Annotated in this window: 21 protein-coding genes, 3 tRNA genes and 3 pseudogenes; 26 read left to right on the forward strand and 1 reads right to left on the reverse strand. The window is 42.4% G+C overall.

Annotated elements, in window-relative coordinates:
* The first annotated feature begins 1 nt into the window (after position 1).
* Positions 2 to 712 (forward strand): DUF554 domain-containing protein, encoded by a 711-nt coding sequence (locus LC048_RS23100; RefSeq protein WP_226607803.1) that lies wholly within the window; start codon positions 2 to 4, stop codon positions 710 to 712.
* A 276-nt stretch (positions 713 to 988) separates the two neighbouring features.
* Here the strand turns inward: LC048_RS23100 and yyaC are convergent, their stop codons facing one another.
* Positions 989 to 1621 (reverse strand): spore protease YyaC, encoded by a 633-nt coding sequence (yyaC, locus tag LC048_RS23105; RefSeq protein ID WP_306048887.1) that lies wholly within the window; start codon positions 1619 to 1621, stop codon positions 989 to 991.
* Between the two features lie 432 nt (positions 1622 to 2053).
* Here yyaC and LC048_RS23110 point away from each other — a divergent pair, with 432 nt between their 5' ends.
* From LC048_RS23110 to LC048_RS25215, 25 genes and pseudogenes are all read left to right on the forward strand, one after another.
* Positions 2054 to 2962 (forward strand): mechanosensitive ion channel family protein, encoded by a 909-nt coding sequence (locus LC048_RS23110; protein WP_226607806.1) that lies wholly within the window; start codon positions 2054 to 2056, stop codon positions 2960 to 2962.
* Positions 2963 to 2979: 17 nt separating this feature from the next.
* A complete protein-coding gene (locus tag LC048_RS23115; protein WP_023613382.1) occupies positions 2980 to 3174 on the forward strand; it encodes a DUF951 domain-containing protein in 195 nt (64 codons plus the stop codon).
* Between the two features lie 66 nt (positions 3175 to 3240).
* Positions 3241 to 4797: pseudogene (locus LC048_RS23120) on the forward strand (IS3 family transposase).
* A gap of 136 nt (positions 4798 to 4933) precedes the next feature.
* Positions 4934 to 6935 (forward strand): annotated as a pseudogene (locus LC048_RS23125) (molybdopterin-dependent oxidoreductase).
* 471 nt (positions 6936 to 7406) lie between these two features.
* Positions 7407 to 8507: a redox-regulated ATPase YchF gene (ychF, locus tag LC048_RS23130; RefSeq protein WP_226603518.1), complete on the forward strand. Its 1101-nt coding sequence runs from the start codon at positions 7407 to 7409 to the stop codon at positions 8505 to 8507.
* A gap of 244 nt (positions 8508 to 8751) precedes the next feature.
* Positions 8752 to 9039 (forward strand): 30S ribosomal protein S6, encoded by a 288-nt coding sequence (rpsF, locus tag LC048_RS23135; protein WP_226603512.1) that lies wholly within the window; start codon positions 8752 to 8754, stop codon positions 9037 to 9039.
* Between the two features lie 78 nt (positions 9040 to 9117).
* On the forward strand, positions 9118 to 9615 hold the full coding sequence (gene ssb / locus LC048_RS23140; RefSeq protein WP_023613386.1) for a single-stranded DNA-binding protein: 498 nt from the start codon (positions 9118 to 9120) through the stop codon (positions 9613 to 9615).
* A 50-nt stretch (positions 9616 to 9665) separates the two neighbouring features.
* On the forward strand, positions 9666 to 9902 hold the full coding sequence (rpsR, locus tag LC048_RS23145) for a 30S ribosomal protein S18 (protein WP_031307629.1): 237 nt from the start codon (positions 9666 to 9668) through the stop codon (positions 9900 to 9902).
* A 330-nt stretch (positions 9903 to 10232) separates the two neighbouring features.
* On the forward strand, positions 10233 to 10694 hold the full coding sequence (locus tag LC048_RS23150; RefSeq protein WP_306048890.1) for a DUF2232 domain-containing protein: 462 nt from the start codon (positions 10233 to 10235) through the stop codon (positions 10692 to 10694).
* Positions 10639 to 11175 carry a DUF2232 domain-containing protein gene (locus LC048_RS23155; RefSeq protein WP_306048892.1) on the forward strand — a complete coding sequence of 179 codons (537 nt, stop codon included), beginning with the start codon at positions 10639 to 10641 and terminating at the stop codon, positions 11173 to 11175. The genes LC048_RS23150 and LC048_RS23155 overlap by 56 nt, the downstream gene beginning before the upstream one ends.
* A 30-nt stretch (positions 11176 to 11205) precedes the next feature.
* A pseudogene (locus LC048_RS23160) lies at positions 11206 to 13181 on the forward strand (DHH family phosphoesterase).
* Positions 13178 to 13627: a 50S ribosomal protein L9 gene (gene rplI, locus LC048_RS23165; RefSeq protein WP_306048894.1), complete on the forward strand. Its 450-nt coding sequence runs from the start codon at positions 13178 to 13180 to the stop codon at positions 13625 to 13627. The pseudogene LC048_RS23160 and the gene rplI overlap by 4 nt, the downstream one beginning before the upstream one ends.
* 121 nt (positions 13628 to 13748) lie before the next feature.
* Entirely contained in the window at positions 13749 to 15113 is a 1365-nt protein-coding gene (gene dnaB / locus LC048_RS23170) for a replicative DNA helicase (protein ID WP_226603503.1), read from the forward strand.
* Between the two features lie 200 nt (positions 15114 to 15313).
* A complete protein-coding gene (locus tag LC048_RS23175) occupies positions 15314 to 16603 on the forward strand; it encodes an adenylosuccinate synthase (protein WP_306048896.1) in 1290 nt (429 codons plus the stop codon).
* Between the two features lie 330 nt (positions 16604 to 16933).
* Positions 16934 to 17009 (forward strand) — tRNA-Lys (locus LC048_RS23180).
* 70 nt (positions 17010 to 17079) lie between these two features.
* Positions 17080 to 17154 (forward strand) — tRNA-Glu (locus tag LC048_RS23185).
* Positions 17155 to 17322: 168 nt separating this feature from the next.
* Positions 17323 to 17393, forward strand: a tRNA-Ser gene (locus LC048_RS23190).
* Between the two features lie 458 nt (positions 17394 to 17851).
* Positions 17852 to 19330: a M23 family metallopeptidase gene (locus tag LC048_RS23195; protein WP_226603490.1), complete on the forward strand. Its 1479-nt coding sequence runs from the start codon at positions 17852 to 17854 to the stop codon at positions 19328 to 19330.
* A gap of 264 nt (positions 19331 to 19594) precedes the next feature.
* A complete protein-coding gene (gene yycF / locus LC048_RS23200; protein WP_226603488.1) occupies positions 19595 to 20305 on the forward strand; it encodes a response regulator YycF in 711 nt (236 codons plus the stop codon).
* A gap of 8 nt (positions 20306 to 20313) precedes the next feature.
* A complete protein-coding gene (gene walK, locus LC048_RS23205; RefSeq protein WP_226603486.1) occupies positions 20314 to 22134 on the forward strand; it encodes a cell wall metabolism sensor histidine kinase WalK in 1821 nt (606 codons plus the stop codon).
* On the forward strand, positions 22131 to 23444 hold the full coding sequence (locus tag LC048_RS23210; protein WP_226603484.1) for a YycH family regulatory protein: 1314 nt from the start codon (positions 22131 to 22133) through the stop codon (positions 23442 to 23444). The genes walK and LC048_RS23210 overlap by 4 nt, the downstream gene beginning before the upstream one ends.
* Positions 23431 to 24225: a two-component system regulatory protein YycI gene (locus tag LC048_RS23215; protein ID WP_226603470.1), complete on the forward strand. Its 795-nt coding sequence runs from the start codon at positions 23431 to 23433 to the stop codon at positions 24223 to 24225. Before LC048_RS23210 ends, LC048_RS23215 begins: the two co-directional genes overlap by 14 nt.
* Positions 24226 to 24231: 6 nt before the next feature.
* A complete protein-coding gene (locus LC048_RS23220) occupies positions 24232 to 25026 on the forward strand; it encodes an MBL fold metallo-hydrolase (RefSeq protein WP_226603468.1) in 795 nt (264 codons plus the stop codon).
* Between the two features lie 183 nt (positions 25027 to 25209).
* Complete coding sequence (locus LC048_RS23225; RefSeq protein WP_226603465.1) at positions 25210 to 26445, forward strand: S1C family serine protease; 1236 nt, start codon at positions 25210 to 25212, stop codon at positions 26443 to 26445.
* 27 nt (positions 26446 to 26472) lie between these two features.
* Positions 26473 to 26736: a CxxH/CxxC protein gene (locus LC048_RS25215; RefSeq protein WP_371931956.1), complete on the forward strand. Its 264-nt coding sequence runs from the start codon at positions 26473 to 26475 to the stop codon at positions 26734 to 26736.
* The last annotated feature ends 88 nt before the right edge of the window (positions 26737 to 26824 follow it).

A 26824-nucleotide genomic window follows, 5' to 3' on the forward strand; every position in this document is an offset into this window, starting at 1 on the left:
TATGTTTTTACTTGGCACCATTGTAAATGGATTATTGATTATCATAGGAACCTTGCTGGGCAGGCTTCTGACGAGAATCCCTGAAAATATGAAAGCCACAGTCATGCATGGCATCGGGCTTGCGGTAATGGTGCTGGGACTGCAAATGGGCTTTAAAAGTGCCAACTTCCTGATTGTTATCTTGAGTCTTGTAATTGGTGCAGTCCTTGGTGAAGCCTGGAAGCTGGAGGATAAGTTGAATTCAGCCGGTGATTGGCTTGAAAGAAGACTTGGGTCAAATGGAGAAGGCAGTATTTCACAAGGGTTTGTGACAGCGACACTGATTTTTGTCATTGGAGCGATGGCTATTATCGGCGCACTCGACAGCGGAATTCGCGGGGACCATGATGTCCTTTATACAAAAGCAATTATTGACGGTTTCACGGCATTAATTCTTACTACAACACTTGGTATCGGGGTGTTATTTTCTGCGATTCCCGTCATGCTGTACCAGGGAATGATTGCTTTGTTTGCAACGCAAATAGATAAGTTTATACCGCAGGCATTGATGGACAGCTTTATCCTTGAGCTGACTGCAACCGGCGGTGTTATGATTTTCGCCATCGGCCTAAACCTGATTGGATTGACAAAAATCAGGGTTGCGAATCTGTTGCCAGGTATTCTTGTAACCGGTGTTCTGGTCACAATCTCACACTATATGATCGGGATTTAGAGTTAAGATCGTCGAGTAAGAGTTTTACTCCAGTCTATTTTTTAGACATAGCATTTCGATTTGTATCTATAAAAATTAAAGATAATTATGAAAAAAGAGCTAGCACACTAAATACCGAACTTCAACTGGCTTATTGTCCCGTTAAAATCGGCTTTAGGATTTTAACAGCAATCTTTACTAAAACGTCTTATTACACTCTTTGTTTCAATAAGGATTGATTGACAGTCAAAAAGAATAAAGAAATGCCTGGATACCCTCCAGGCATTTTTAGACTTGTTATTCGGCTACAGTAGGCTGTTCAGCTTCAAGATCCCAATTCAACTTTGACCACTCCTGTTTATTCGGCAGTTGGCGGCTGCTCTCAAAAATACCGTTTGCGATCGTTTTCGCCATTTTTAAAACAAGGTTCAATCTGGTGTTTTGTAATACAAAAAATTCCATGAACCCGCTGACATTGACGATGCCGGTAATGTGCATGTTTCCAACTTCAGGCAGTTCCTTATTCACTCCGGCACCTGGTTTGACGGGCCCATTGCCTACCTGGATAGAGCCGACGCTTTTTAAGCGTCCAAGGCAAGCGTCTATGCCAATAATAAAAGGATTGAAGTGTTTTTGTTTGATTTCATCCAGTTTCGCATCCATATTTACAGCGTGGATCGGGTCATCAAGTGTTCCATATACATGGTAGGGCGCAATTTCTTTTTCCTGCAGCAGCGTTCCGATTAGCGGACCCAATGAATCCCCGGTAGAGCGGTCGGTTCCAATACAGACAAAAACAATTGGGCGTGTGCTGAAATTAGGCAAATGGTCCAGGATTTCAGAAGCCAGCTTTTCGGCAGCCAGATCATCTTCATGGTTAATTTTTGCCACATTGTTTTTCCGCTCGAAAAAATGGTTTTTGAGATTCATTGGATCAACTCCTTAAAATTCGTACTATCAGTATACGGCCTTTTTTTGTAATCTATACATACCTGTAAACAGAAAGATTTAAACACGGTCTTTTGGAATGGTGAACCATTTATAGAGGAATAATGACTTATTTTTTAAAAAGGCTTTATAATGGTTTAGACTCTAACAGAAAATAATAATATTATATTAGTATAATATTACACGAGGATGACAACATGCTTTTGAGAGTAAGTATTCCGCTATGGCATCAACTTACAGAAACAGACTTCTTTCACTACATTATAAAACTTGATAAAATAATTGTGTTTGTATGAAACTTACTAGTTTGTTACATAACGTTTAATGATGTATTAAACAAGGAGTGTTCATAATCCATGTCAAGTGATAATAGAGTCACTAATATAATCATGAATTTTGCAGGCGGGTGAGAATATGAGTAAAACAGAAGAAAGTGTGACCAAGACACAGGCATTTTTTAATAAAATGAGTCAAAAGCTGATGGATGAAAACCTCTGGTTCACGATTGGGGAAAGTGTTTTGAAAATCATTGCGATCCTGATTATCACAGGCTTGTTCATCCGAGTTGGAAAGATTGCGATCCGCAATTTCTTCAAGGTCAGGACGAGAAGCCCGCTGCGGATTACGGAGCGACGTGAAGCTACCTTGATGAAATTGCTCGAAAATGTGTTAACGTACGTGGTCTACTTTATTGCGATCATGTCCATTCTTGCGGCAATGGCAATCGATGTTAAAGCAATGCTAGCCGGAGCTGGTATTGTCGGTTTGGCGGTTGGCTTTGGTGCGCAAAGTCTCGTAAAGGACATCATTACCGGTTTCTTCATTATTTTTGAAGATCAATTTTCAGTAGGTGATTATGTCCGAATTGGACAATTTGAGGGAACTGTGGAGGAAATCGGACTGCGGACGACGAAAATAAAAAGCTTTACAGGGGAAATCAATATTCTCCCTAACGGCAGCATCGTAGAAGTCACCAATTTCTCTGTTTACAACAGTGTGGCGGTCCTTGATATAGGGATTGCTTATGAAGGGGATATTGAATACGCGGAAAAAGTACTGCAGGAGTACCTGGAAACAACAACTGAAAAGCATCCTGAACTTGTTAAAACTCCTGAGCTTTTAGGCGTCCAGCAATTTGGCGCTTCAGAGGTTGTCATGCGAATTGTTGCCGAAACTTTGCCGATGAAACATTGGTATATCGGAAGACAGCTTCGCAAGGACATCAAGCTTCTCCTCGATCAGCACGGAATTGAGATTCCATTCCCAAGAATGGTGATGTACTCTCGCCAGGAAGGCACAGAGCAGAAAGAATTTGGTAAATAAACAAGGAGGTTTTAAAATTGGACCACGAGTTTCAACTTAATGATGTTGTTGAAATGAAAAAACCACATCCTTGCGGCACCAACAAGTGGAAGATCATTCGTCTTGGCATGGATATCCGAATCAAGTGTGAAGGCTGCGAGCACAGTGTCTTGATTCCCCGAAAAGAGTTCACAAGAAAAGTGAAGAAGGTTTTATCGAAGCAGGGAGAGTGATATGCTCCCCTTTAGGTAGACAGATTAAAAAATAAAAATCTGTCTACCTAAAGGGGAGTATTTATTATGTCAAAAAGGACATATTCATTCCAAGATAAAATCAAGATTGTAGAGGCGTTAAAAAAGGGTAGCCATTCTATTTCAGAGCTGAAGTTTATATACAAAGTAAATGATCATGCAATTTATGATTGGGTCTACAGGTATGAAAAATACGGAGCAGAAGGATTAAAGAAGTCTTCTACCTGGAAGAGGTATTCTAAGGAACTTAAGCTGGCGGCTGTACAGGACTATCTTAGTGGGGACTACTCTCAAAATGATGTTATCAGAAAGTATGAAATCTCATGTAGACGCGTCCTCCAGAAATGGATTAACAAGTATAATAGTCATAGAGAATTAAAGGACACTTCCAAAGGAAGGACAAACACTATGACTAGAAGAAACACTACCATAAATGAACGAAAAGAGATTGTGCTCTATTGCCTTGAGAACGGCAAGGATTATCAGAAGGCAGCTGAGACCTTTAAGGTCTCTTACCAACAAGCATATCAATGGGTTAAAAAGTATGAGGATGGCGGCGAAGAAGCCCTTCGGGATAAGCGAGGGAGGAAAAAGGAAGAAGTTGAACTCTCCCCAGAACAGAAGATGAAATTGGAGATGAAGAGGCTTGCGAGCGAAAATGAGCGATTACGCGCAGAGAACTTATTCCTAAAAAAGTTAGAGGAGATCGAAAGGAGGCGAAGATAAGCCAGATACGCCTTGAGGAGAAATATATCGCTATCAAGGAACTACACGAAGAAGAAGGATTCTCTTTCGTTATGCTTTGTGAAATTGCGGGGTTGGCCAGGTCTGCATATTATAAATGGCTGAAGCGAACACCTTCCAAGCGTGAATGTCAAAATGTGATGCTTGTAGAAGAAATGAAGGCTCTCCATGAGGAGGTTAAAGGAATCTACGGCTACCGCAGGATTACGATGACTTTGAATAGAAGGTTGAACAAGAGCTTCAATGAAAAGCGAATCTATAGGCTGATGAAGATTGTCGGCATTCAAAGCGTTATTCGGAAAAAGAAAAATCGCTATAAAAAGTCAACCCCTCAACACGTCGCAGAAAACGTGTTAGACCGTAATTTCCAAGCCGAAAGTCCAAATGAGAAATGGGTAACTGATGTGACTGAGTTCAAGTATGGAGAAGCAAAAAAGGCTTATTTGAGTGCAATTAAAGACTTACATGATGGAGCCATCGTTAGTTACGTATTTGGACATTCCAACAACAATAAACTGGTATTTGATACGCTGGATCAGCGCCACGGCCCTACTGAATGGTGACCGCCCACTTATACATAGCGACAGGGGCTTTCAGTATACCCATTTTGGATTTAAACAAAGAATAGATCAAGCACAGATGACTCAAAGTATGTCCCGAGTCGGAAGATGTATTGACAATGGTCCAATGGAATCCTTTTGGGGATCACTGAAAAGCGAGAAATATTACATGGAGAAATATAAGACCTTTGAAGAGCTTTCTGCGGCGATTGATGAGTACATATACTTTTATAATCATGAACGTTACCAAAAAAGATTAAACGGCCTTAGCCCCCTAGAATTCAGGGCTAAAGCCGCTTAGGCTGTTTTTATTATTTCCACTGTCTACTTGACGGGGAGCAGTTCAGAGTGATCCTGCTTCTTTTTTTGACCTTCTTGTATTATTCTTATAGATAAAATTAACGAAACATACAGAGAAAACGTTGGGAGATGAGGAAGTGGCGACAGTATATCATTCAGCATGTCCATTGAACTGCTGGGACAGCTGCGGATTCCTTGTTACCGTAGAAGACGGAAAGGTAACGAAGGTTGAAGGCAATCCGGAGCACCCAATCACTCAGGGGAAAATTTGCGGCCGAGGCCGGATGCTTGAGCACAGGGCGAACTCAGAAGGTCGCTTGCTTTATCCACTGAAAAAAGTGCAGGGCAGCTTCCAGCAGATTACCTGGGAGCAGGCGCTCGATGAGATTGCTGAAAAACTCACATATTATAAAGAAAGCTTCGGAACCACTTCCGTTTTGCATAGCCATGATTACTCCAACGGTGGTTTGCTCACCAATCTTGACAGTCGCTTTTTCAACTTATATGGCGGTGTGACTGAGTTGACCGGCTCAATTTGCTGGGGAGCAGGGATTGAAGCACAGAACTGGGATTTTGGGGATGCCTACAGCCATGCACCAGGAGATTTGGAGAACAGTAAGCATGTCGTCATTTGGGGCAGGAACATAGCACGTACGAATATGCATCTTTTTCAAAACCTGCAGTCTGTGAAAAAGAAAGGCACAAAAATTTATGTGATTGATCCGATTTTTAACGCAACTGCGAAGATTGCGAATGAATATATCTCTATCAAGCCAGGTTTTGATGGACTTTTAGCGGCTGGCATTATAAAAGAATTATTTAGGATGGAACTGCATGATGTGGAGTTTTTGGCGAATCATACAGTCGGGTTTGGGGATTTGAAAGCCTTGCTGGATAGCGTAACATTGGACTATATCAGCGAAGTTACAGAGGTACCAGCCGACATCATCAGTCATCTTGCCGAGGTTTATGCTGACCGTCCTGTTTCCACGATCATGGGGCTTGGGATGCAGCGTTATGAAAATGGAGGCAATACGATCAGGCTGTTGGACGCGCTCGTTGCTGTCAGCGGCAATATCGGCATTCCCGGCGGAGGAGCCAACTATGCGAACAAGCAGGTAGGACAGAGTTTCGACTACGAGAATATGTCGATGGCTGAGCGAAAAAGTTCTTCACGCACATTTACAATGATGAGGCAGGCAGAGGAGATCCTGTCAGCTATTGATCCTCAGATAAAAATGGGAATCGTCACGTGCGGCAATCCGCTGACACAGGTACCAGATACGAATAGAGTCAAAGAAGCATTTGAGTCATTGGAAACGCTGGTAGTCATCGACCAGTACATGACGGATACAGCAGTGCTTGCGGATTATGTATTGCCAGCTGCCACAGCCTTTGAGGTAGAAGATGTTTACTATTCATCGATGTACCATCATTATGTGAATCACGGTCCGAAGCTGGTAGAGCCACCGGGACAAGCGAGGGCCGGACGCATGGATTTGGGCTGAACTGGCGGCCAGATTAGGCTTTGGTGACGAGTTTGATTTTACAAGAGAAGAATTCCTGGAAATGGGGCTCGTTTCATTGTTGAAGAAGGGAATTTCGCTAGAAAAAATTCGTGATGATAAATTTGCCGAACTGCCAGTGGAGGAGATTCCATGGGCTGACCGAAAATTCAAAACACCAAGCGGCAAATATGAATTCACATCATCTGCAGCCACGGACGGCCGGATCAAATTGTCACTGCCAACCGAAACAAAATGGACCAATCCCGAACTGGCAGAAAAATTCCCTTACACATTGCTGACGATCCATCCGCTGCGTTCCAACCATTCTCAGCATTTCCACCTATTCCAGCCAGAGCCTTATGTGAAAGTGGAGATTGCTAGCAGTGTGGCAGCTGAAAAAGATTTGAAAGACCAGGATTATGTCCGTGTGTGGAATGACAGAGGCGAACTGAAAGGGACAGTTTCGATTTTAAAAATGGCCCATCCCGGAACGGTGAATATTGATGAGGGATTGAGCGAGAGGTTCGGCGGCTCCGTCAACCAGCTGACATCAAGCAGAGAATCAGACAACGGACTCGGAAGCACACTTTACGATTGCCTTGTCAATATCGAAAAAATCGAAAAAGAATGATGATTGTTTTGCCGCACTTTCATTGGGAGAGTGCGGCTTCTTTGAGATTTAAAGGTGATTGATACCCGTAAAATGGTAATATATTACATCGATAATGTACATGATTGCGTTCCCGATTCCCCCTCCAAAGCGGTACCGTAAAAGTAGAACGATACCCTTATACAAGCAATTCCCCCTCCATAAGGGTACCAAGGCAAAAGATCCCCTTAAGGGCTGACCGAGGCGTTTGCGCTTTTCTTATTGTCTAGCTCCAGCGCCTAGCCCCTCGAGACGTTTCGGTCCGCGCAGGTGAAGTCAAAGAACGACTTCACTGGGCGACCCTCCAACGCTTATCGGGGCTGAGCAAGACGCTTGCGCTTTTCTTACAAGCTTGTCTTTTCCTTTCGTAATCTCTATAATTGTGAGAGGAAAAAACTCGTTTAGGTGATTCTTGCTTGAATTGATACATTTTTAAATAGAGGAGTGACAAGGATGGCTTTAACAGCAGGTATTGTTGGACTTCCTAACGTTGGAAAATCAACATTGTTTAATGCGATCACACAGGCTGGTGCTGAATCAGCCAATTATCCGTTCTGTACAATTGATCCGAATGTCGGAATCGTTGAGGTTCCTGACCATCGTTTAACTAAATTGACTGAGCTTGTACAGCCTAAAAAGACTGTACCGACAGCTTTTGAATTCACTGACATCGCTGGAATTGTAAAAGGTGCGAGTAAAGGTGAAGGACTCGGAAACAAATTCCTTTCCCATATTCGCCAGGTGGATGCGATTTGTCAGGTAGTCCGTTGTTTTGCAGATGACAATATTACACACGTTTCAGGTAAAGTAGATCCAATATCGGATATAGAGGTTATCAACCTTGAGTTGATTCTTGCAGACCTTGAATCAGTTGAGAAAAGAATCGGCCGTGTTGAAAAGCTAGCTAAGCAAAAAGATAAGGAAGCGGCTATTGAGTTTCCAATTCTGGCTCGCCTGCGCGATGCATTTGAAGCTGAACAACCAGCACGAGCGGTTGAATTTGCTGAAGAAGAAATGAAAATCGTTAAGCAGCTTCATTTGCTTACAATTAAGCCGATGCTTTATGTCGCTAACGTAGGTGAAGAGGATCTCGCTGATCCAAGCAGCAACGAATACGTCCAGAAAGTTCGCGAATTCGCACAAAAAGACAATGCGGAAGTAATCGTCATCAGTGCAAGGATCGAAGAAGAAATCGCTGAGCTTGAAGGTGAAGAAAAGCAAATGTTCCTAGAAGAACTAGGCATTGAAGAATCTGGTTTGGATCAGTTGATCCGTGCGGCTTACAGTCTGCTTGGACTGGCAACATATTTCACAGCTGGCGTCCAGGAAGTCCGTGCATGGACATTCCGTCATGGCATGAAAGCACCTCAATGTGCAGGTGTCATTCACTCTGATTTCGAGCGTGGATTCATCCGTGCAGAAACAGTACATTATGATGATCTTCTTGCAGCAGGATCAATGACTGCTGCCAAAGAAGCCGGCAAAGTACGGCTTGAAGGAAAAGAATATGAAGTAAAAGACGGAGACATCATCCACTTCCGTTTCAATGTATAATCCAATTCGCCCTGCTTAATTCAGGGCGAATTTTTATTTCTAGAAAAAAATAGCTTGAACAAAAACACGAACATATGTTAGTATTTCATTAAAGAAATTAATAGCCCAGAATATGAAAAGTAGAATTGCTATCCATAGCGTTGCCTTTGAATCTATTCTGTGATATAATTTCATCTTGTGAGTAATTAAACAATTACTCCTTGCCCTGTAATGGGGCCGTTTAGACCAAAAGGAGGTGACAGTGATGAGAAAGTACGAAATTATGTACATCATCCGCCCAAACATTGAAGAGGAAGCTAAAAAGGCTCTTACAGAGCGTTTCAGCTCAATCCTTACAGAAAACGGTGCGGAAGTTGCAGAAGCTAAGGAATGGGGCAAACGCCGCCTAGCTTATGAAATCAATGATTTCCGTGATGGCTACTACCAGCTTGTTAAGGTAAACGCTTCTCCGGCAGCAGTTGAGGAATTCTCTCGTCTTGCTAAGATCAGCGAAGATATCATTCGCCACATCGTTATTAAAGAAGAAGAATAATTAATGATATAAATATAAACTTTCAGCGTCAGATGTTTCACATGGAACATTCATGCTGAGGGGAAGGAGTTGATTCTGATGATGAATCGTGTCATTCTTGTCGGTCGTTTGACCAAGGATCCTGAATTACGTTTCACACCGAATGGAGTTGCGGTGGCTACTTTCACTCTTGCGGTAAATCGTTCATTTACCAACCAGCAGGGGGAAAGAGAAGCTGACTTCATCAACTGTGTGGTATGGCGTCGTCCAGCCGAAAACGTTGCTAACTTCTTGAAGAAGGGCAGTCTTGCAGGTGTTGATGGACGAGTTCAAACTCGCAGCTACGAAGGACAAGATGGTAAGCGTGTATACGTTACAGAAGTTCTTGCTGAAAGTGTTCAGTTCCTTGAGCCCAAAGGACAGTCTTCAGACAGAGGGGATAGCGGTTATTCCCGTCAAAATGATCAAGGTTCCCCATTCGGGAATCAGAATCAGAACCAGAATCAACGCCAGAATCAAGGTTATACAAAAGTTGATGAAGATCCATTTGCAGGTGGCGGCCAGATCGACATTTCAGATGATGATCTTCCATTCTAATATAACTCGGACTTGAAATAGAATAAACAAGGAGGGAAATGACCATGGCAATGGGTGGACGCAGAGGCGGACGTGCAAAACGCCGTAAGGTTTGCTACTTCACAGCAAACGGAATCACTAAAATTGATTACAAAGACACAGATCTTTTGAAAAAATTCATCTCTGAGCGCGGTAAGATTTTACCACGCCGTGTAACTGGAACAAGCGCTAAATATCAGCGTAAATTGACAGTTGCAATCAAACGTTCTCGTCAAATGGCATTACTGCCATACGTTTCAGGCGAATAATGATCGGATTTTAAAAGGCAGCGGGGCATCCCGCTGCCTTTTATATTAGTTTTTATGACACTTCGTTTGCTTGTCATTGTTCTAGAAGCTAAAATAGTTCTTATCGGTTATTTAAAAATGGCTGCTACTTGGTTCAGGATAATGTTGTAAAATCCAGCATGAACCTTATAGTAACCAAGGCGCTTACGCATTTCTGTGTCTAGCTTCAGCGTCAAGCCCCTCGAGACGCTTCAATCCGCCCAATGAAGTCAAAGAACGACTTCACTGGTCGGCTTTCCAGCGCTTGTCGGGTCTGACCAAGGCGCTTACGCATTTCAGGTGAGGTGGATTATGAGAAATACATACAAGCTGACGGAAGGTGCCATCCTGTTAGCAATTTTTGCAGTTTTATTGTTGATTACTTTTTATATACCTGGTCTGGGGTTAGTAGTGAATCTGTTTCTTTCTTTGCCGTTCTTATTTTTCGGAGCTAAATATGACGGGAAAAGTACGGCTGTGTTTACTCTTGCAGCTGTTTTATTATCGATGATATTGGGGTCACTTCTTGCAATTCCACTTGCATTGGCTTATGGGACAACTGGTGCTGTGATGGGTTACATGGTCAAGAAAGCTAAAAGCAGGTTTGCCGCATACATAGCAGGCTCACTCGTGTTTCTTTTGAATTTAGTGGCACAATATGCATTGTCGGTCGTTTTATTTAAAATTAATATAATCGATGAATTAATGGAGGCCTTTCGTGTCTCAACCGACCAGGCAATCAAAATGCTGGAACAAATGGGGCAGGCTCCCTGATGAGAAACTCATCAAGCAATTTGAAGCAATGATTGATATGATGGAAGTGCTTATGCCAAGTATGTTCGTCATGGCCTCATTTTTGATTGTGTTCTTGCTTCAGCTTGTCTCGTTCCCATTCTTGAAACGATTCGGAATCCAGGTACCAACCTGGGGGCCCTTCAGAGATTTGAACCTGCCTAAGAGCATATTATGGTATTACCTCATTGCGATGATTGCAGCATTGATCATGCAGCCGGAAAAAGGGACTTACTGGTTCTGGGCAATTTCCAACCTTACTTTCATATTGCAGATGCTGATGGTTCTCCAAGGACTATCATTCGTGTTTTATGTTACACATATAAAACGGTATCCTAAAGCTGTTCCAATCATCATCATTATCGTGACTTTCCTCCTGCCATTTGTTCTTTATATTGTCAGGATATTAGGTATAATTGATTTAGGGTTTGACTTAAGAAAACGTCTTGGGGAGAAGAAGTAATCAGAAACTAACGCTTTAGGAGCTGAGCACATGCCTTCTTATTTAGAGAGGCGGCAAATACGTTATCCATTGTATGGATTGATGGCCGTAACACTGGTGCTAATCGGATTTCTGTCATACTATAACTGGATTATAGGAGCGGCAGGGTTCATTTTCACTGGCCTGTTGATATATCTCATTTTTCAAGTAAACCATAAGATTAGGCAGGAGACGGAAGAGTATATCTCCACGCTGTCTTATCGGGTAAAAAAAGTCGGCGAGGAAGCACTGATGGAAATGCCCATTGGGATTATGCTGATCAATGACGACTATTATATTGAGTGGACGAATCCTTTCATTGCTGCTAGTTTCAATGAAGACTCGCTTGTCGGCAAATCACTGTATGATGTAGCAGATGCGGTCATTCCATTGATTAAGCAAGAGGTGGAAACAGAAATCATTACTCTTCATGACCGGAAGTTCAGGGTCATCCATAAACCTGAAGAACGCCTGCTCTACTTTTTCGATGTGACCGAACAGGCTGAAATTGAAAAGATGTACAAGGATGAGCGCACGGTTATTTCGATTATTTATCTTGATAATTATGAGGAACTGACCCAGGGAATGGATGACCAGACGAAAAGCAGCTTGAACAGTCTTGTGACTTCCATCCTAAATAAATGGGCTACTAATAATGGGGGGTATTCCTCAAGAGAGTATCTTCTGAGCGGTTCATTGCTGTTTTTAGCGAACATATCCTTTTGCTGCTTGAAAAAGGGAAATTCTCGATTCTCGATGAAGTAAGGGAAACGTCTTCGAAGCAAAATGTCCCGTTAACATTGAGCATCGGTGTTGGCACAGGATATTCATCGCTTCCTGAGCTCGGTACTCAGGCACAATCCAGCCTTGACTTGGCCTTGGGGCGCGGTGGTGACCAGGTTGCGATCAAGCAGCCTAATGGCAAAGTGAAGTTTTATGGCGGCAAGACGAATCCAGTTGAAAAACGCACAAGGGTAAGGGCTCGAGTTATCTCTCATGCCTTGAAAGAACTGGTAATCGAGAGTGACAAGGTCTTGATTATGGGACACAAAAACCCTGACATGGACGCAATCGGTTCGGCGATTGGGATTCTCAAAGTAGCACAGATGAATAAGCGCGAAGGTTTTATTGTCTATAATAAAAATGAGATTGATACAGGTGTCCAACGCCTGATGGATGAAATTAAGGAAAACGAATCGCTCTATTCTAGATTCATTTCGCCTGAGCAGGCATATGAAATTGCATCGGATGACACATTGCTTGTCGTTGTAGATACGCATAAACCATCACTAGTGATTGATGAGAGACTTTTGAACCGGATTGAGAACATCATCGTGATTGACCATCATCGCCGGGGTGAGGAATTCATTAAGAATCCTCTGCTCGTCTACATGGAGCCTTATGCTTCATCAACTGCTGAGCTAGTAACGGAATTGCTAGAATATCAACCGAAGAATGGAAAAATCCAGATGCTAGAGGCTACTGCTTTATTGGCGGGGATTATCGTCGACACTAAAAGCTTTACCTTACGGACAGGCGCCCGTACTTTTGATGCGGCATCATATCTGAGAAGCCACGGTGCGGACACCATTCTTGTCCAGAAGTTTTTAAAAGAAGATATTAATACGTATATCAGAAGAGCTAAAATCATAGAGAATGTTTATTTTTACCGAGATGGCATTGTCATTTCAAAAAGCGCGGATGATGTATATTGCGATCATGTCTTGATAGCACAGGCTGCAGATACTCTGTTGACGATGGATGAAGTATCAGCGTCATTTGTCATCTCAAAAAGATCTGAGGATACCATTGGTATCAGTGCAAGGTCGCTTGGCGAAATCAATGTTCAGGTGATCATGGAAAACCTCGAAGGCGGCGGGCATTTAACCAATGCTGCGACCCAGATGTATGACATAACTACTGATGAGGCAGAAACACTTTTACAAAATGCAATAGATGATTATCTAGAAGGGGGACAAAAAGAATGAAAGTAATCTTTTTGAAGGACGTTAAAGGAAAAGGCAAAAAAGGCGAAATCAAAAATGTGGCAGATGGCTACGCACACAATTTCCTGATCAAACAAGGTCTAGCTGTTGAAGCAAATCAAGCTGCTATGAGTTCCCTGAGCGCACAACAAAAGAAAGAAGAGAAAATGACACAGCAGGAGCTTGAAGATGCGAAAGCTTTGAAGGAAAAACTGGAAAAAGTTACAGTAGAATTATCCGCTAAATCTGGCGAAGATGACCGTCTTTTCGGCTCAATCACAAGCAAGCAGATTGCTGATGAGCTGCAAAAAGCCCATGGCATCAAGCTTGATAAGCGTAAGATTGAGCTTTCGGATGCTATTCGTACACTTGGATATACGAAGGTTCCAGTAAAGCTACATAAAGATGTTCAGGCAACGTTAAATGTTCATGTAAAAGAAGGAAAATAATTTACAGTTCCATTAACCCATAAACATGATAAAATAATATAGTTACAGAAATAGGTGATCGGTTCTGCTGATCACTTTTTTCAATTCGCAGAGAAAGTCAATTCTGTAAGGGGGCAGGCAGATGAGTGAATTATTCGCGGATCGACTTCCGCCGCAAAACATGGAAGCGGAACAAGCCGTAATTGGCGCAATATTTTTAGAGCCATCAGCTTTAACTCTTGCTTCAGAAGTTTTAGTACCAGAAGACTTTTACCGTGTTGCGCACCAGAAAATCTTCAACGTTATGCTCGATCTAAATGATAAAGGAAAAGCCATCGACCTGGTGACCGTCACTGAGGAATTGGCGTCGTCCAAGCTGATTGAAGATGTTGGAGGCGTCAGTTATTTAAGTGAATTGGCCGCATCGGTTCCGACGGCTGCTAATATAGAGTATTATGCTAGAATCGTAGAGGAAAAGTCATTGCTGAGAAGGCTCATTCGGACAGCATCAGGCATCGCAGAAGATGGCTATATGCGTGAGGATGAAGTCGAGGCATTACTTGCAGAAGCAGAAAAGAATATCATGGAGGTTGCCCAGCGCAAAGGCGGAGGAGCCTTCCATAATATAAAAGATGTCCTTGTCAGGACATACGATAACATTGAAGAAATGCATAACCGTCAAGGAGATATCACTGGCCTTGAGACTGGATTTACTGAGCTTGACCGCATAACTGCAGGTTTTCAGCGAAACGATTTGATCATTGTCGGCGCCCGTCCATCTGTCGGTAAAACAGCATTCGCCCTGAATATCGCCCAGAACGTTGCGAAAAAGACAGGAGAGAATGTCGCGATCTTCAGTTTGGAGATGGGCGCAGAGCAGCTTGTCATGCGTGTTCTTTGTGCTGAAGGCAATATTGATGCCCAAAGGCTGCGTACAGGTTCCCTGACGGATGAAGACTGGGGCAAATTGACGATGGCAATGGGAAGCCTATCGAATACAGGGATCTTCATTGATGATACCCCTGGTGTAAAAATTACCGATATCAGGTCAAAATGCCGCCGATTAAAGCAGGAACATGGACTGGGCATGATTATGATTGACTACCTCCAGCTGATCCTTGGGAGCGGGCGTGCCGGCGAAAACCGCCAGCAGGAAGTATCAGAGATTTCCCGTTCACTTAAACAACTTGCGCGTGAATTGCAAGTGCCTGTAATTGCGCTGTCTCAGCTTTCCCGTGGTGTGGAACAGCGACAGGACAAGCGCCCGATGATGTCCGATATTCGTGAATCAGGTTCGATCGAGCAGGATGCCGATATCGTTGCCTTCCTTTACCGTGATGACTATTATGATAAGGAATCAGAAGATAAGAATATCATTGAAATCATCATTGCCAAGCAGCGTAACGGCCCGGTAGGAACCGTGAAGCTGGCATTCGTAAAAGAATATAATAAATTCGTCAATATTGAAAATAGATACGACGAATCGTACGCTCCACCAGGGGCATAATGAGAATTAATCCTTAAGGATTGATTCTCTTTTTTTGCAGTAAATTTATTAAGACAATAGAAGATGTGATTTTTACGAACGAAATAATTATAATATAAATTTAATGTTCGTGTTTGGTTGACTTTGTACTATTTTTATTGGTAAACTTTATATGTTTGAAACGGAAATAATAACCGTATACCTTTGGAGGTGCTTTTTATATGTCATCCGTAGTAGTAGTTGGTACACAATGGGGAGACGAAGGAAAAGGGAAGATTACTGACTTCCTTTCAGAGAATGCTGAAGTGATTGCCCGTTATCAGGGAGGGAACAATGCCGGACATACAATAAAATTCAATGGTGAAACATATAAATTGCATTTGATTCCATCAGGAATTTTTTATAATGATAAAATCAGTGTCATCGGTAACGGCATGGTTGTCGATCCGAAAGCGCTCGTGAAGGAACTTGCTTATCTTCACGATAAAGATGTTAAGACAGACAACTTGCGAATCAGCAACCGTGCGCATGTCATCCTTCCCTATCACCTGAAACTTGATGAAGTGGAAGAAGCGAGCAAGGGTGCTAATAAAATCGGAACGACCAAAAAGGGAATCGGTCCTGCATACATGGACAAGGCTGCGAGAACGGGTATCAGAATCGCCGACCTTCTTGACAGGGAAGTCTTCGAGGAGAAGCTAACACGGAATCTCGAGGAAAAGAACCGCCTGTTAGAGCGCATCTATGAAACTGAAGGATTTAAGCTTGAGGATATTTTAGATGAGTATTATGAGTATGGACAACAAATCAAGGATTATGTCGTCGATACATCCGTTGTTTTGAACAATGCTTTGGATGAAGGACGCCGTGTTCTATTTGAAGGTGCACAGGGCGTCATGCTCGACATCGACCAGGGAACATATCCATTCGTTACATCATCCAATCCAGTAGCTGGCGGTGTTACAATCGGTTCTGGTGTAGGTCCAACGAAAATCACCCATATTGTGGGAGTTTCTAAGGCTTATACGACTCGTGTAGGCGATGGACCATTCCCTACAGAGTTAGATAACGAAATCGGCCACCATATCCGTGAGGTAGGACGCGAATACGGCACGACAACAGGTCGCCCACGCCGTGTCGGCTGGTTCGACAGCGTCGTTGTCCGCCATGCACGCCGTGTTAGCGGAATCACTGATCTATCGTTGAATTCTATCGATGTGTTAACTGGCATTGAATCCCTTAAAATCTGTGTAGCATATCGCTACAAGGGTGAGCTAATCGAAGAATTCCCTGCAAGCCTTAAGACACTTGCTGAATGCGAGCCAGTCTACGAGGAGCTGCCAGGCTGGACAGAAGATATCACTGGAGTGAAATCACTAGACCAACTCCCTGAAAACGCAAGACACTATCTTGAGCGCATCTCACAACTGACAGGCATCCCATTGTCCATCTTCTCAGTCGACCCGGACCGCACGCAGACAAATGTCGTCCGCAGCCCTTGGAGATCATAATAATTATTGAACAAGCCCCCGGATGACTAAGGTCGGGGGCTTGTTTTTATTGATGGGAGTCCTAGCTGTTTACAGTTCACGGGATTACGGCTTGAATTTGCGGAAACGGCATCTCGTTTCACGTAAATACATCCCAACTTCGCAGAATTAACCTAATTTAGCAAATTTCTAATGATAAATGGAACAAATTTAGGGGAAAAAGAGTGAACGACGAAGAAAAATACAATAAAGCAAAAAAATATTTCAAAAAGATATATACAAACAATAAAATGCTATGGTAATATAAACAACGTTGTCACTGATTCGACAAAAAGCGATAAAGTTTGATAGGAGCCATTAGCTCAGTCGGTAGAGCATCTGACTTTTAATCAGAGGGTCGAAGGTTCGAGTCCTTCATGGCTCACCAAGATTTTTTCGCGGTAGCGAAAAATTATCCTCCTTAACTTTACATCAGTGAAAAAGGATCAACTAAATATGGCCCCTTGGTCAAGCGGTTAAGACACCGCCCTTTCACGGCGGTAACACGGGTTCGAATCCCGTAGGGGTCACCAAGATTTTTCGCGACAGCGAAAATAAATTACATATTATTTTGGCTCAATAGCTCAGTCAGTTGCTTGCTTCTCCGAATAAGCATCTATGGCAACTTGCGAGAAAAACCGAGAGGTCATTCAAGCAAAGGACTTAAACGAACTAAAGTTTAGGAAACTACATATCATCTTGGCTCAGTAGCTCAGTCGGTAGAGCAAAGGACTGAATCCTTGTGTCGGCGGTTCGATTCCGTCCTGAGCCATTAAAAAAGGGAGCGTGTCATATGACATGCTCTCTTTTTTTTTGTTAAGGAAGATAACTTCATCTTGTTTTCATAATCTATCTCCAGCGCCTAGCCCCTGGATTCGCTTTTTGTTCTGTAACATTAATGTAATATAACGATAATCTTCCTATTTTTAACATGTTTGTATTGCTATTAATAACATTATTCAATAATAATCCTCCAAAAGCAGGAGAATATCCTAATATTACTAGGTTTTTTGATTATTTTAAATATGTTGGATAGGTAAATGTTCCGATATCTAATTCCATTTAACTGACAAAAATCGTAATAAAATGTCAGCTATTATACATTTTTGTTACATAATGAAGACTAGCCTTTCCACCGATACATTATATGGTAAAGTATAAAGGTACGATTATCAAAAATAGTTATTTAGAACTAGACTAATAGTTTTTGACCGTTGTAGGAGGATCAGGATGAATAATTTAAAACATAAGCTGTCCAATCTCGCCGGCAAAACATCTAGAGAGATGAAGCCAGCAATAAAAAAGTCAATCATGGCAGCACTAACTGTTGCAGCGTTGTCTTTTAGTGCAGGAAATGCTGCACTTGCGGCGGAGTCTGACTTAACAACAATGTATCATGTTTATGTGAATGATAGATTTGTGGGAACTGTAGCCGATAAAGCACAAATAGAACAACTGGTAGAAGATAAGTTAGCAGCGGTCCAGGAAGAATACGCGAATCTTGGTGTTGAGCTGGGAGTAGACGTATCTTTTGTTCCTGAGCAAATGTTCAGCTCTGCAGCAAATGAGAAGACCAGTGAAGTATTAGATGATATTAAAAATGAATTGACTGTTCAGGCTGAAGTATCTGCCCTTGTCATCGACAATAAGACAGTTGCTTATGTAAAAGATCAAGAAGCAGCGAATGAAGTTCTTAAGACATTAATGCTTGAATACATTACTGAAGAAGAATTTGCAGAGTTGGAGAATAAAAAGAAATCTCCTAATCTACCTTTACCCGAAGTAAAAGTAAATGAAACTCATATATTAGACGCTAAATTGACAAAAGAAGTTTCACAATCAGAAGAGAAAGTTGATCCAGAAGAAGTGCTTTCAGTCCTGGAAGCTGTCCAGCTCTTGAAAAAAGGTACTCTGGAGGAACAGAAGTACCAGGTTAAAGAAGGGGATGTATTGGGGAGCATCGCAAATGATCACGATTTAACGCTTGCTCAATTACTTTCTTTAAATGCAGGATTTGATGAGAATACTGTCCTTAAGCCGGGCCAAGAGCTAAATGTGACTGTATTGAAGCCATTCGTGGAAGTCGTGGTCGATCGCCAGGTTTATGAACAAAAAGAAGTGGCTTATGAAAAAGAAGTCAAAGAAGATTCTTCTATGTTCAAGGGCGACACAAAGACAGTGCAAAAAGGCCAGGTTGGTATGATGGGTATCACCTCAACGCTGACTGAACAGAATGGCAGGGTTATTAAAAAGGAAGTCACACAGGAATCTGTACTTAAAGAGCCTGTGAAGGAAATTATCGTCAAAGGAACAAAGGTTGTTCCTTCACGCGGAGACGGAACTTTCGTTTGGCCGACTAATGGCGGATATGTATCCAGTCGCCAGGGGTACCGCTGGAGCAGGATGCACAAAGGAATTGATATCGCAAGGCCAAGCGACTACACAATCAAGTCTGCGGATAATGGGACAGTCGTATATGCTGGTAACAAAGGTGATGGATATGGAAACAAAATCATCATCGATCACAACAACGGCTACCGCACAATGTACGCACATCTTGCATCCATCTCCGTAAACGTAGGCCAGACAGTTTCCCGAGGGTCGAAGATTGGTATCATGGGAAGGACAGGAAACTCCACAGGTATCCATCTTCATTTTGAAGTATATCAAAACGGCAGGATTATAGATCCAATGTCAAAATTAAAATAAACCTATAAAAAAAGTCTCTAGCTAACTAGAGACTTTTTTTATTAACACTTGTGTTATTAGTGATATGTCTTAAAATCTTTATAAGCCTGTCAGTTTATTGTGATGGACAGTATTGGTACAATTGGGAAGAGAAGAATAGAGGTAATATAACAGAAAAATTCAGTTTTTCACTGATTTACAGTAAAATAGATAAGATAGCATGTTAACACAGAAAAAAATTCATTAATATACGATTGTTAATTTGGCTTAAAAAGGAGAATTGGTATGGAGAAAAAAATTCTGGTAGTAGACGATGAAAAACCAATTGCAGATATTCTGCAGTTCAATCTAAAAAAAGAGGGTTACGATGTTTACTGTGCATATGATGGAAACCAGGCAGTTGAAATGGTGGAGGAAATTCAACCTGATTTAATCTTGCTGGATATTATGCTGCCGATGCGTGATGGCATGGAAGTTTGCCGTGAAGTCCGTAAAAAACACGAGATGCCTATAATCATGCTGACTGCTAAGGACTCTGAAATTGATAAGGTGCTCGGACTTGAGCTTGGGGCAGATGACTATGTCACGAAGCCATTCAGCACAAGGGAATTGATTGCCAGGGTAAAAGCAAACCTGCGTCGCCATCAGCAGAATGCGATCAGAGAAGATGAACAAGAGGAATCAAATGAAATTACGGTTGGTTCCTTGACGATCCATCCTGATCCTTACGTTGTCTCCAAAAGAGGAGAGACGATTGAATTGACGCACCGTGAATTCGAGCTTCTTCACTACCTTGCCAAGCATATCGGACAAGTCATGACGAGGGAGCACCTGCTGCAAACAGTTTGGGGCTATGATTACTATGGAGATGTCCGTACAGTAGACGTAACTGTAAGGCGTTTGCGTGAAAAGATCGAAGACAACCCAAGCCACCCGACATGGATCGTGACAAGACGTGGAGTAGGCTACTATTTAAGAAACTCTGAGCAGGAGTAAATATAGGAATGAAAAAGGTTGGTTTTTTTCGCTCCATACACCTTAAATTTGTGATTATATATGTCCTGCTTATTCTCGTTGCCATGCAAATCATTGGGGTTTATTTTGTCCGAAAACTCGAGACAACCTTGATGACGAATTACCAGGAATCTGTAAAATCCCGCGTGGATTTGCTGGTTTATGATATACAGGAAGAGCTGGTGAAGGAGCGCGGGAAGGAAGACCCGACGAAAGAGGAAGCAATTAGGCAGATTTTAATGGACTATAAGCCCAATGATATTTCTGAAATCCGGGTAGTTGACGGGAGCAGTTTTAAAATACTCGGGACATCAAGCCTTAGCAATCAGGGGATGGTGGGTCAGAGGACTCCTGACGTCAAGATTAAGCGTTCGATCATCACTGAACAAGATGAAGACGTCATCCAGTTAAAAGCGAACGAAAGAGTTTGGGTTCTTTCAACACCTATCATGCATAACGGTGAAGCAATAGGCGCTGTCTATCTAGTGGCGAATATTGATGATATTTTTGACCAGATGAATGATATCAATACAATTCTGGCAACCGGAACAGCCATTGCCCTGATTTTCACAGCCATTTTGGGAGTCTTACTTGCACAGACGATTACGAGGCCAATATCAGATATGCGTAAACAGGCACTGGCTATGACTCGCGGCAATTTTTCCAGGAAGGTTAAGGTCTATGGGTACGATGAAATCGGTCAACTTGCGATCACCTTTAACAATCTGACGAAAAAACTGCAGGAAGCACAGGCCACAACAGAAGGAGAGAAAAGGAAACTTTCCTCTGTCATTTCCTATATGACCGACGGTGTCATATCGACTGACCGGAAAGGACGCATCATCCTGATCAACGAACCAGCTGCACAGATGCTTGGTGTTCCACGTGAAACAGTGTTGTCGCAGCCGTTAGTTTCTGTACTTGGACTGGATGAGAATTATACTTTTGATGATTTACTTCAGGAGAAAGACTCAATCGTCCTGGATTACAGTACAAAAAGCAAGCCATTCATCCTTCGGGCAAACTTTTCGGTCATACAAAAGGAAAGTGGCTTTGTAAATGGATTGATTGCTGTTCTTTATGATATTACTGAACAGGAAAAAATCGATATGGAGAGACGGGAATTCGTTGCGAATGTTTCCCATGAATTGCGGACTCCGCTAACAACGATGCGCAGCTATCTGGAGGCGCTGGCTGAAGGAGCGTGGAGGGATGAGGAAATCGCTCCGAACTTCCTTGAGACAACCAGAGGTGAAACAGAGCGGATGATCCGGCTTGTTAACGATTTGCTGCAGCTATCAAAACTTGACAGTGTGGATTATCGTCTATCAAAGGAATGGGTCAATTTCCCGGTCTTTTTTAACAGGATTATTGACCGATTCGAAATGACGAAGGAACAAAACGTTTCTTTCAAAAGGGAAATCACGGATGATGCGATTTTCGTAGAAATAGATGAAGATAAGATAACCCAAGTACTAGATAACATCATTTCTAATGCCATGAAATATTCACCAGAGGGCGGTACGATTACCTTCAAAGTGAAAGAACTGGATGATCAGATTGTTGCAAGCATTTCTGATGAAGGCGTTGGCATCCCGAAAGATAACCTGGATAAAATTTTCGATCGTTTCTACCGTGTCGACAAAGCCAGGACCCGCAAACTAGGTGGTACAGGGTTAGGGCTTGCCATTGCCAGGGAAATGGTCAATGCCCATGGGGGAAGAATCTGGGCAGAAAGTGTGGAAGGAAGAGGTACCACTGTTCAATTTACACTTCCTTATGACCGAAGTGCAGAGGATGATTGGTCATGACATATGAAAATATTAAAACAGTTATTTTAACATTTCTCGTGATTCTAAGCGGGATTTTAACCTGGAATATCTGGACGTATCAGCCGGACTATGAAATTGTAAACAATCAAAAGACTGTTGAAGAAGTTAGTATTGCCACGCAGAAGGAACTAAAAAAAATCGTCAAGCCACATCAGATAATATATCATGTGGACCGTAAACAGTTTGGTTCGGTAGACAATGGCAATATCGATAATATAATCGGAGTTATTTCAAAATGGAAGTATTTTGATATCGAAAAGTACCCTGGGCGAATCAGTGAATTTAATGAGAAAATTGCTCAGGGGGATAATACTGAAGTTATTTTCCCAGATGAGGTGCCGATTGAACTTTATAAAAGGGTTCTGAATATCGATGAAAAAGATATGCCGAAGTTTGATTTCGACCGGATCATCATTAATTCAGAGACCCAGCAAAAGCAGGAAGGCATTGTATATTTCTATTCGCAGAAAAATCAGGAAGCCTATGTCAGCAATGTGAGTCCTTCCTATATCAATGATTTTACGAATCAATTTTATGATTCTGCAAAAAGGCTGACGCCGTATTTCCTTCATACCGTTTCCGATATCAAGAAGATTTACCTGCCAACTGAAAAAGTGAAGATGGTGCTGCACACTTACTATCAGAATCCTCTTGAATCTGAACAATTCAAGGAAGCTTTGTTTACAGACCCAAGCTTTGTACAGCGCAGTATAGTCGATGGAATTGAGGAATATACGGATGATGCCAGTAAGATGATCGTTGACACCGATACAAATATGATTAACTACGTGAATCCTGTCAGGAGTGGCGATTCAGTCATCGGCACCAACAACGTTCTCCAGAAGAGTATCGAGTTTGTTAATAACCATGGTGGCTGGACGGAACCTTATCGTTATGTTTATAAAGATGATTTTAACCAGAATGTTCTTTTTCGTCTTTACAGCAAGGAAGGTTATCCTGTTTTCAATCAAACAGGGATGTCGGAGATCTATCAGCAGTGGCGACATTCGGAAATTAGCAGGTATGTACGCCCGGGGTTCCACCTCGAGCTGCCATTGAATCCGGACGTTGTCACCAAGACATTGCCGTCTGGATATGAAGCGCTAGAATACCTGCAAAGCAAGAAAGACTTTAAGCCTGAGCTGCTGCAAAATGTTATGCCTGGCTATTATATGACCCAGGGACCAGAAAATTCATTAATCCTGTTGGAACCAGGCTGGTTTTATTTATACGACCAGGAGTGGCGCCAGCTCATATGGGAGGAGGAATTGAATAATGGATTGGAGTAGAATCAAGACAATCTTTATTCTCACATTCCTCGTCCTGGATATATATCTCGTGTACCAGTTTATGAATACCAGGGATGCGACACAGTATGAAATTCTTAAAGAAGCGACCCTTGAGGAAAAGCTGAGAAATGACGATATCACGTATGGGGAACTCCCTGACACAAAAAAGAAAGAACAGTATCTTAGTGTAAGAGCCAAGGTATTCACCTTCGAGGAAACGGAGAAGGTCAAGGGACAATCCGTCAGTCTGGGAGACGGCACGTCGATTGAAGTCAAGCTTGAAAAGCCGTTCAAACTGACGAGCAAGTTCCAGCCGGCTGAACTGTCTGATTTCATAAAAGCAAATATTTTTGCCGGTGAACAGTATAAGTTCTGGAGCAAAAATAATGAGACAGGGACCATTACGTATTATCAAGAGCATGATAGTAAAAAGTTCTACTATAACAGCAATGCAAAACTGACTTTCTTTTTCAATGAGGATAATGAGGTGACTTCGTATAAGCAAACGTATTTGGAAATCATCGATGAACTGTCGGATGCAGAAGAGTTGCTGCCGCCATTAAGGGCGCTGGAAACTCTTTATAAAAAAGGTTTGCTCAAGCCGAAGAGTAAAATCACCGATTTTGAATTGGGCTATTCTACTCTTGTTTCATTGACATCATCGCTTGTAGTGACACCAACGTGGAGGATAGAAGTCAATGGCAAGGAAAACCTTTTTGTACATGCAATTGAAGGTCGGGTCATCCCGTTGTCTGACGGAGAAAATAAAATGACGGAGTGAAGAGATATGAGTTTGCATTTTAGTGTTCTCGCGAGCGGGAGTACGGGAAATGCGATCTATGTGGAGACGGAGGGCCAATCCTTTTTAGTGGATGCTGGATTGAGCGGCAAACAAATGGAAGCTTTATTTAAGCAAATTGGCCGAGAAATGAAAGACCTCTCTGGAATATTTGTGACGCATGAACATAGCGATCATATAAAAGGCATAGGAATCGTTGCCCGGAAGTATAAGCTGCCAATCTATGCGAATGAAAAGACATGGAAAGCGATGGACGGATTGATTGGGGAAGTCCCGCTTGACCAGAAGTTCAGCTTTGACATGGAGACCGTTAAAACTTTTGGAGGATTGGATATAGAATCCTTTGGTGTATCACATGACGCAGCTGAGCCAATGTTCTATGTGTTCCATAAGGAAGGCAAAAAATTGGTGCTCATCACAGACACAGGCTATGTCAGCGACCGGATGAAAGGAATCATTTCTAATGCGGACGCTTATGTTTTCGAAAGCAATCATGATGTGCAGATGCTGAGAATGGGAAGATATCCTTGGAGTGTCAAACGCCGCATCCTTAGCGATTATGGTCATGTCTCGAATGAGGATGCCGCTGTCGCAATGAGCGAAGTCGCAGGGGATAATACAAAACGGATTTATCTGGCTCATTTAAGCACAGATAACAACATGAAGGATCTCGCCAGGATGTCAGTCACCCAAACCCTGGAAGACAAAGGCATCTTAGTAGGGGAGCAGTTCGATTTGCTTGATACAGATCCGAAGACTCCCACACCTTTGACATTAATATAACTTGTTTATGGCAATGAATGAATAGGTAAAGGAGTAAAGGCATCAGAAATGGGTGCTTTTGCTCCCTTTTTATTTTCAGGTAATAGAGGGCCTTATGATTTAGAAATTTACGCCACTGATAGTATAATAATCTGTATAAGAATAACTAACGTATCTATTGGTCAATGAAAGGATTGGTGGACATTGGGTTACTATGATCAGGATTATCAAAGCCGGTATAAACCGCAAAACGGCAGAAAAGGCGGCTTTTTCTGGGCCAGTCTGGCAGGTGCGATCATTGGTGCAGTATTGGTGATCTTCTCGATTCCTTTATTGTCTAAGTTGGATGTGCTGCCATATAAAATTGAACCTCATAATCAAACAGCGGCAACAGACGAAGAGCCTTCTGAAGAGACAGAAGAAGGCGATACCACTAAAAAAAATCTATCCATTGACGTTTATTCGCAAATCACCGAAGCAGTCGACAAGGCTGGAGATGCGGTAGTTGGCATCACGAATATCCAGGGGAGCACGAGTTTCTGGGGCGAATCCCAGGAATCAGGAGGAACAGGATCCGGCGTTGTTTATAAGAAGGAAGGGGACAAAGCCTATATTGTCACAAACCATCATGTTGTGGCGGAAGCATCCGAACTTGAAGTCAGCCTTATAGACGGAACAAAAATTCCTGCGAAGCTTTTGGGAAGCGATATCTGGACTGACCTGGCAGTATTGGAGGTTCCTGCTGACCAAATTAAGGTCGTTGCGGAATTTGGCAACTCTGATAAGTTGAAACCCGGTGAGCCGGTCATCGCCATCGGGAATCCGCTGGGACTTACTTTTTCAGGATCAGTCACACAGGGAATTATCTCTGGATTAGAACGGGCTATTCCAGTCGATATCAATCAGGATGGAACTCCAGATTGGCAGGCAGAAGTTTTACAGACGGATGCAGCGATTAACCCCGGGAATAGTGGTGGGGCTCTAATTAATATCAGTGGCCAGGTGGTTGGCATTAATTCTATGAAAATTGCCCAGAGTGCTGTGGAAGGTATTGGACTTTCTATTCCAATTAATTATGCCGTACCAATTATTGAAGACTTGGAGAAGACTGGGGAAGTTAAGCGGCCATTCATGGGTGTAGAATTAGCTTCCGTAAATGAAATCTCAGCGTACCACCAGGAAAACACGTTGAAACTGCCTAAGGAAGTTAACTATGGTGTCGCAGTTAGAGGCGTTCAGCCAGATTCACCGGCAGCCCAGGCAGGACTGAAAGAATATGACGTCATTGTTGAAATGGATGGCGAGGAAATCCGGGATGTGGTTGATCTGCGCAAGCACCTTTACAATAAAAAGAAGGTCGGCGACGACATGCAGGTCAAGTATTATCGAAATGGCCAGCTGGAAGAAACAACAATGAAGTTAGGCGGAGAAACATTATAGTGATTGTGGATAATAACAGGAGGCGAAATGCTTCCTGTTTTTTGTGTTAAAATGGTCTCTGTGGATAAATTTAAAAGTGAATTTAAGCAAATGATAACTATAAAAAGAGAAGCTGAAAGGATGAGTATTATGAAGTATTGCTGTAGTGAGCATGTAGAATTAGCGCTGGATGAAGCGGTTGATGAATTTGAGGTAGCACCACAATTAACAAAGTTGGAGTCTGTTGATAAGTCCGAGTTTATCTGTGGATACTGTGGACAACCTGCTGTATATATTGTGGCGAACGAATGATCGCCTACTAAATGTGGATATCGATGTGAATATGTGGATAACTATTGTGGATATCGTGTTTGTAAACTGTTTGTAATCTGTTTGTAAA

This window comes from Mesobacillus subterraneus (assembly GCF_020524355.2).
Taxonomy (GTDB): Bacteria; Bacillota; Bacilli; order Bacillales; family Cytobacillaceae; genus Mesobacillus; species Mesobacillus subterraneus_C.

Bases quoted from the DNA above. Each gene is read 5' to 3' on its own strand.
- yycF (WP_226603488.1), top strand. From the start codon at position 19,595: ATGGAGAAAAAAATTCTGGTAGTAGACGATGAAAAACCAATTGCAGAT.
- LC048_RS23195 (WP_226603490.1), top strand. From the start codon at position 17,852: ATGAATAATTTAAAACATAAGCTGTCCAATCTCGCCGGCAAAACATCT.
- walK (WP_226603486.1), top strand. From the start codon at position 20,314: ATGAAAAAGGTTGGTTTTTTTCGCTCCATACACCTTAAATTTGTGATT.
- LC048_RS23175 (WP_306048896.1), top strand. From the start codon at position 15,314: ATGTCATCCGTAGTAGTAGTTGGTACACAATGGGGAGACGAAGGAAAA.
- yyaC (WP_306048887.1), bottom strand. From the start codon at position 1,621: ATGAATCTCAAAAACCATTTTTTCGAGCGGAAAAACAATGTGGCAAAA.
- ssb (WP_023613386.1), top strand. From the start codon at position 9,118: ATGATGAATCGTGTCATTCTTGTCGGTCGTTTGACCAAGGATCCTGAA.
- rplI (WP_306048894.1), top strand. From the start codon at position 13,178: ATGAAAGTAATCTTTTTGAAGGACGTTAAAGGAAAAGGCAAAAAAGGC.
- dnaB (WP_226603503.1), top strand. From the start codon at position 13,749: ATGAGTGAATTATTCGCGGATCGACTTCCGCCGCAAAACATGGAAGCG.
- LC048_RS23110 (WP_226607806.1), top strand. From the start codon at position 2,054: ATGAGTAAAACAGAAGAAAGTGTGACCAAGACACAGGCATTTTTTAAT.
- LC048_RS23150 (WP_306048890.1), top strand. From the start codon at position 10,233: ATGAGAAATACATACAAGCTGACGGAAGGTGCCATCCTGTTAGCAATT.
- LC048_RS23215 (WP_226603470.1), top strand. From the start codon at position 23,431: ATGGATTGGAGTAGAATCAAGACAATCTTTATTCTCACATTCCTCGTC.
- rpsR (WP_031307629.1), top strand. From the start codon at position 9,666: ATGGGTGGACGCAGAGGCGGACGTGCAAAACGCCGTAAGGTTTGCTAC.
- ychF (WP_226603518.1), top strand. From the start codon at position 7,407: ATGGCTTTAACAGCAGGTATTGTTGGACTTCCTAACGTTGGAAAATCA.
- LC048_RS25215 (WP_371931956.1), top strand. From the start codon at position 26,473: ATGCTTCCTGTTTTTTGTGTTAAAATGGTCTCTGTGGATAAATTTAAA.
- LC048_RS23210 (WP_226603484.1), top strand. From the start codon at position 22,131: ATGACATATGAAAATATTAAAACAGTTATTTTAACATTTCTCGTGATT.
- LC048_RS23220 (WP_226603468.1), top strand. From the start codon at position 24,232: ATGAGTTTGCATTTTAGTGTTCTCGCGAGCGGGAGTACGGGAAATGCG.
- LC048_RS23100 (WP_226607803.1), top strand. From the start codon at position 2: ATGTTTTTACTTGGCACCATTGTAAATGGATTATTGATTATCATAGGA.
- rpsF (WP_226603512.1), top strand. From the start codon at position 8,752: ATGAGAAAGTACGAAATTATGTACATCATCCGCCCAAACATTGAAGAG.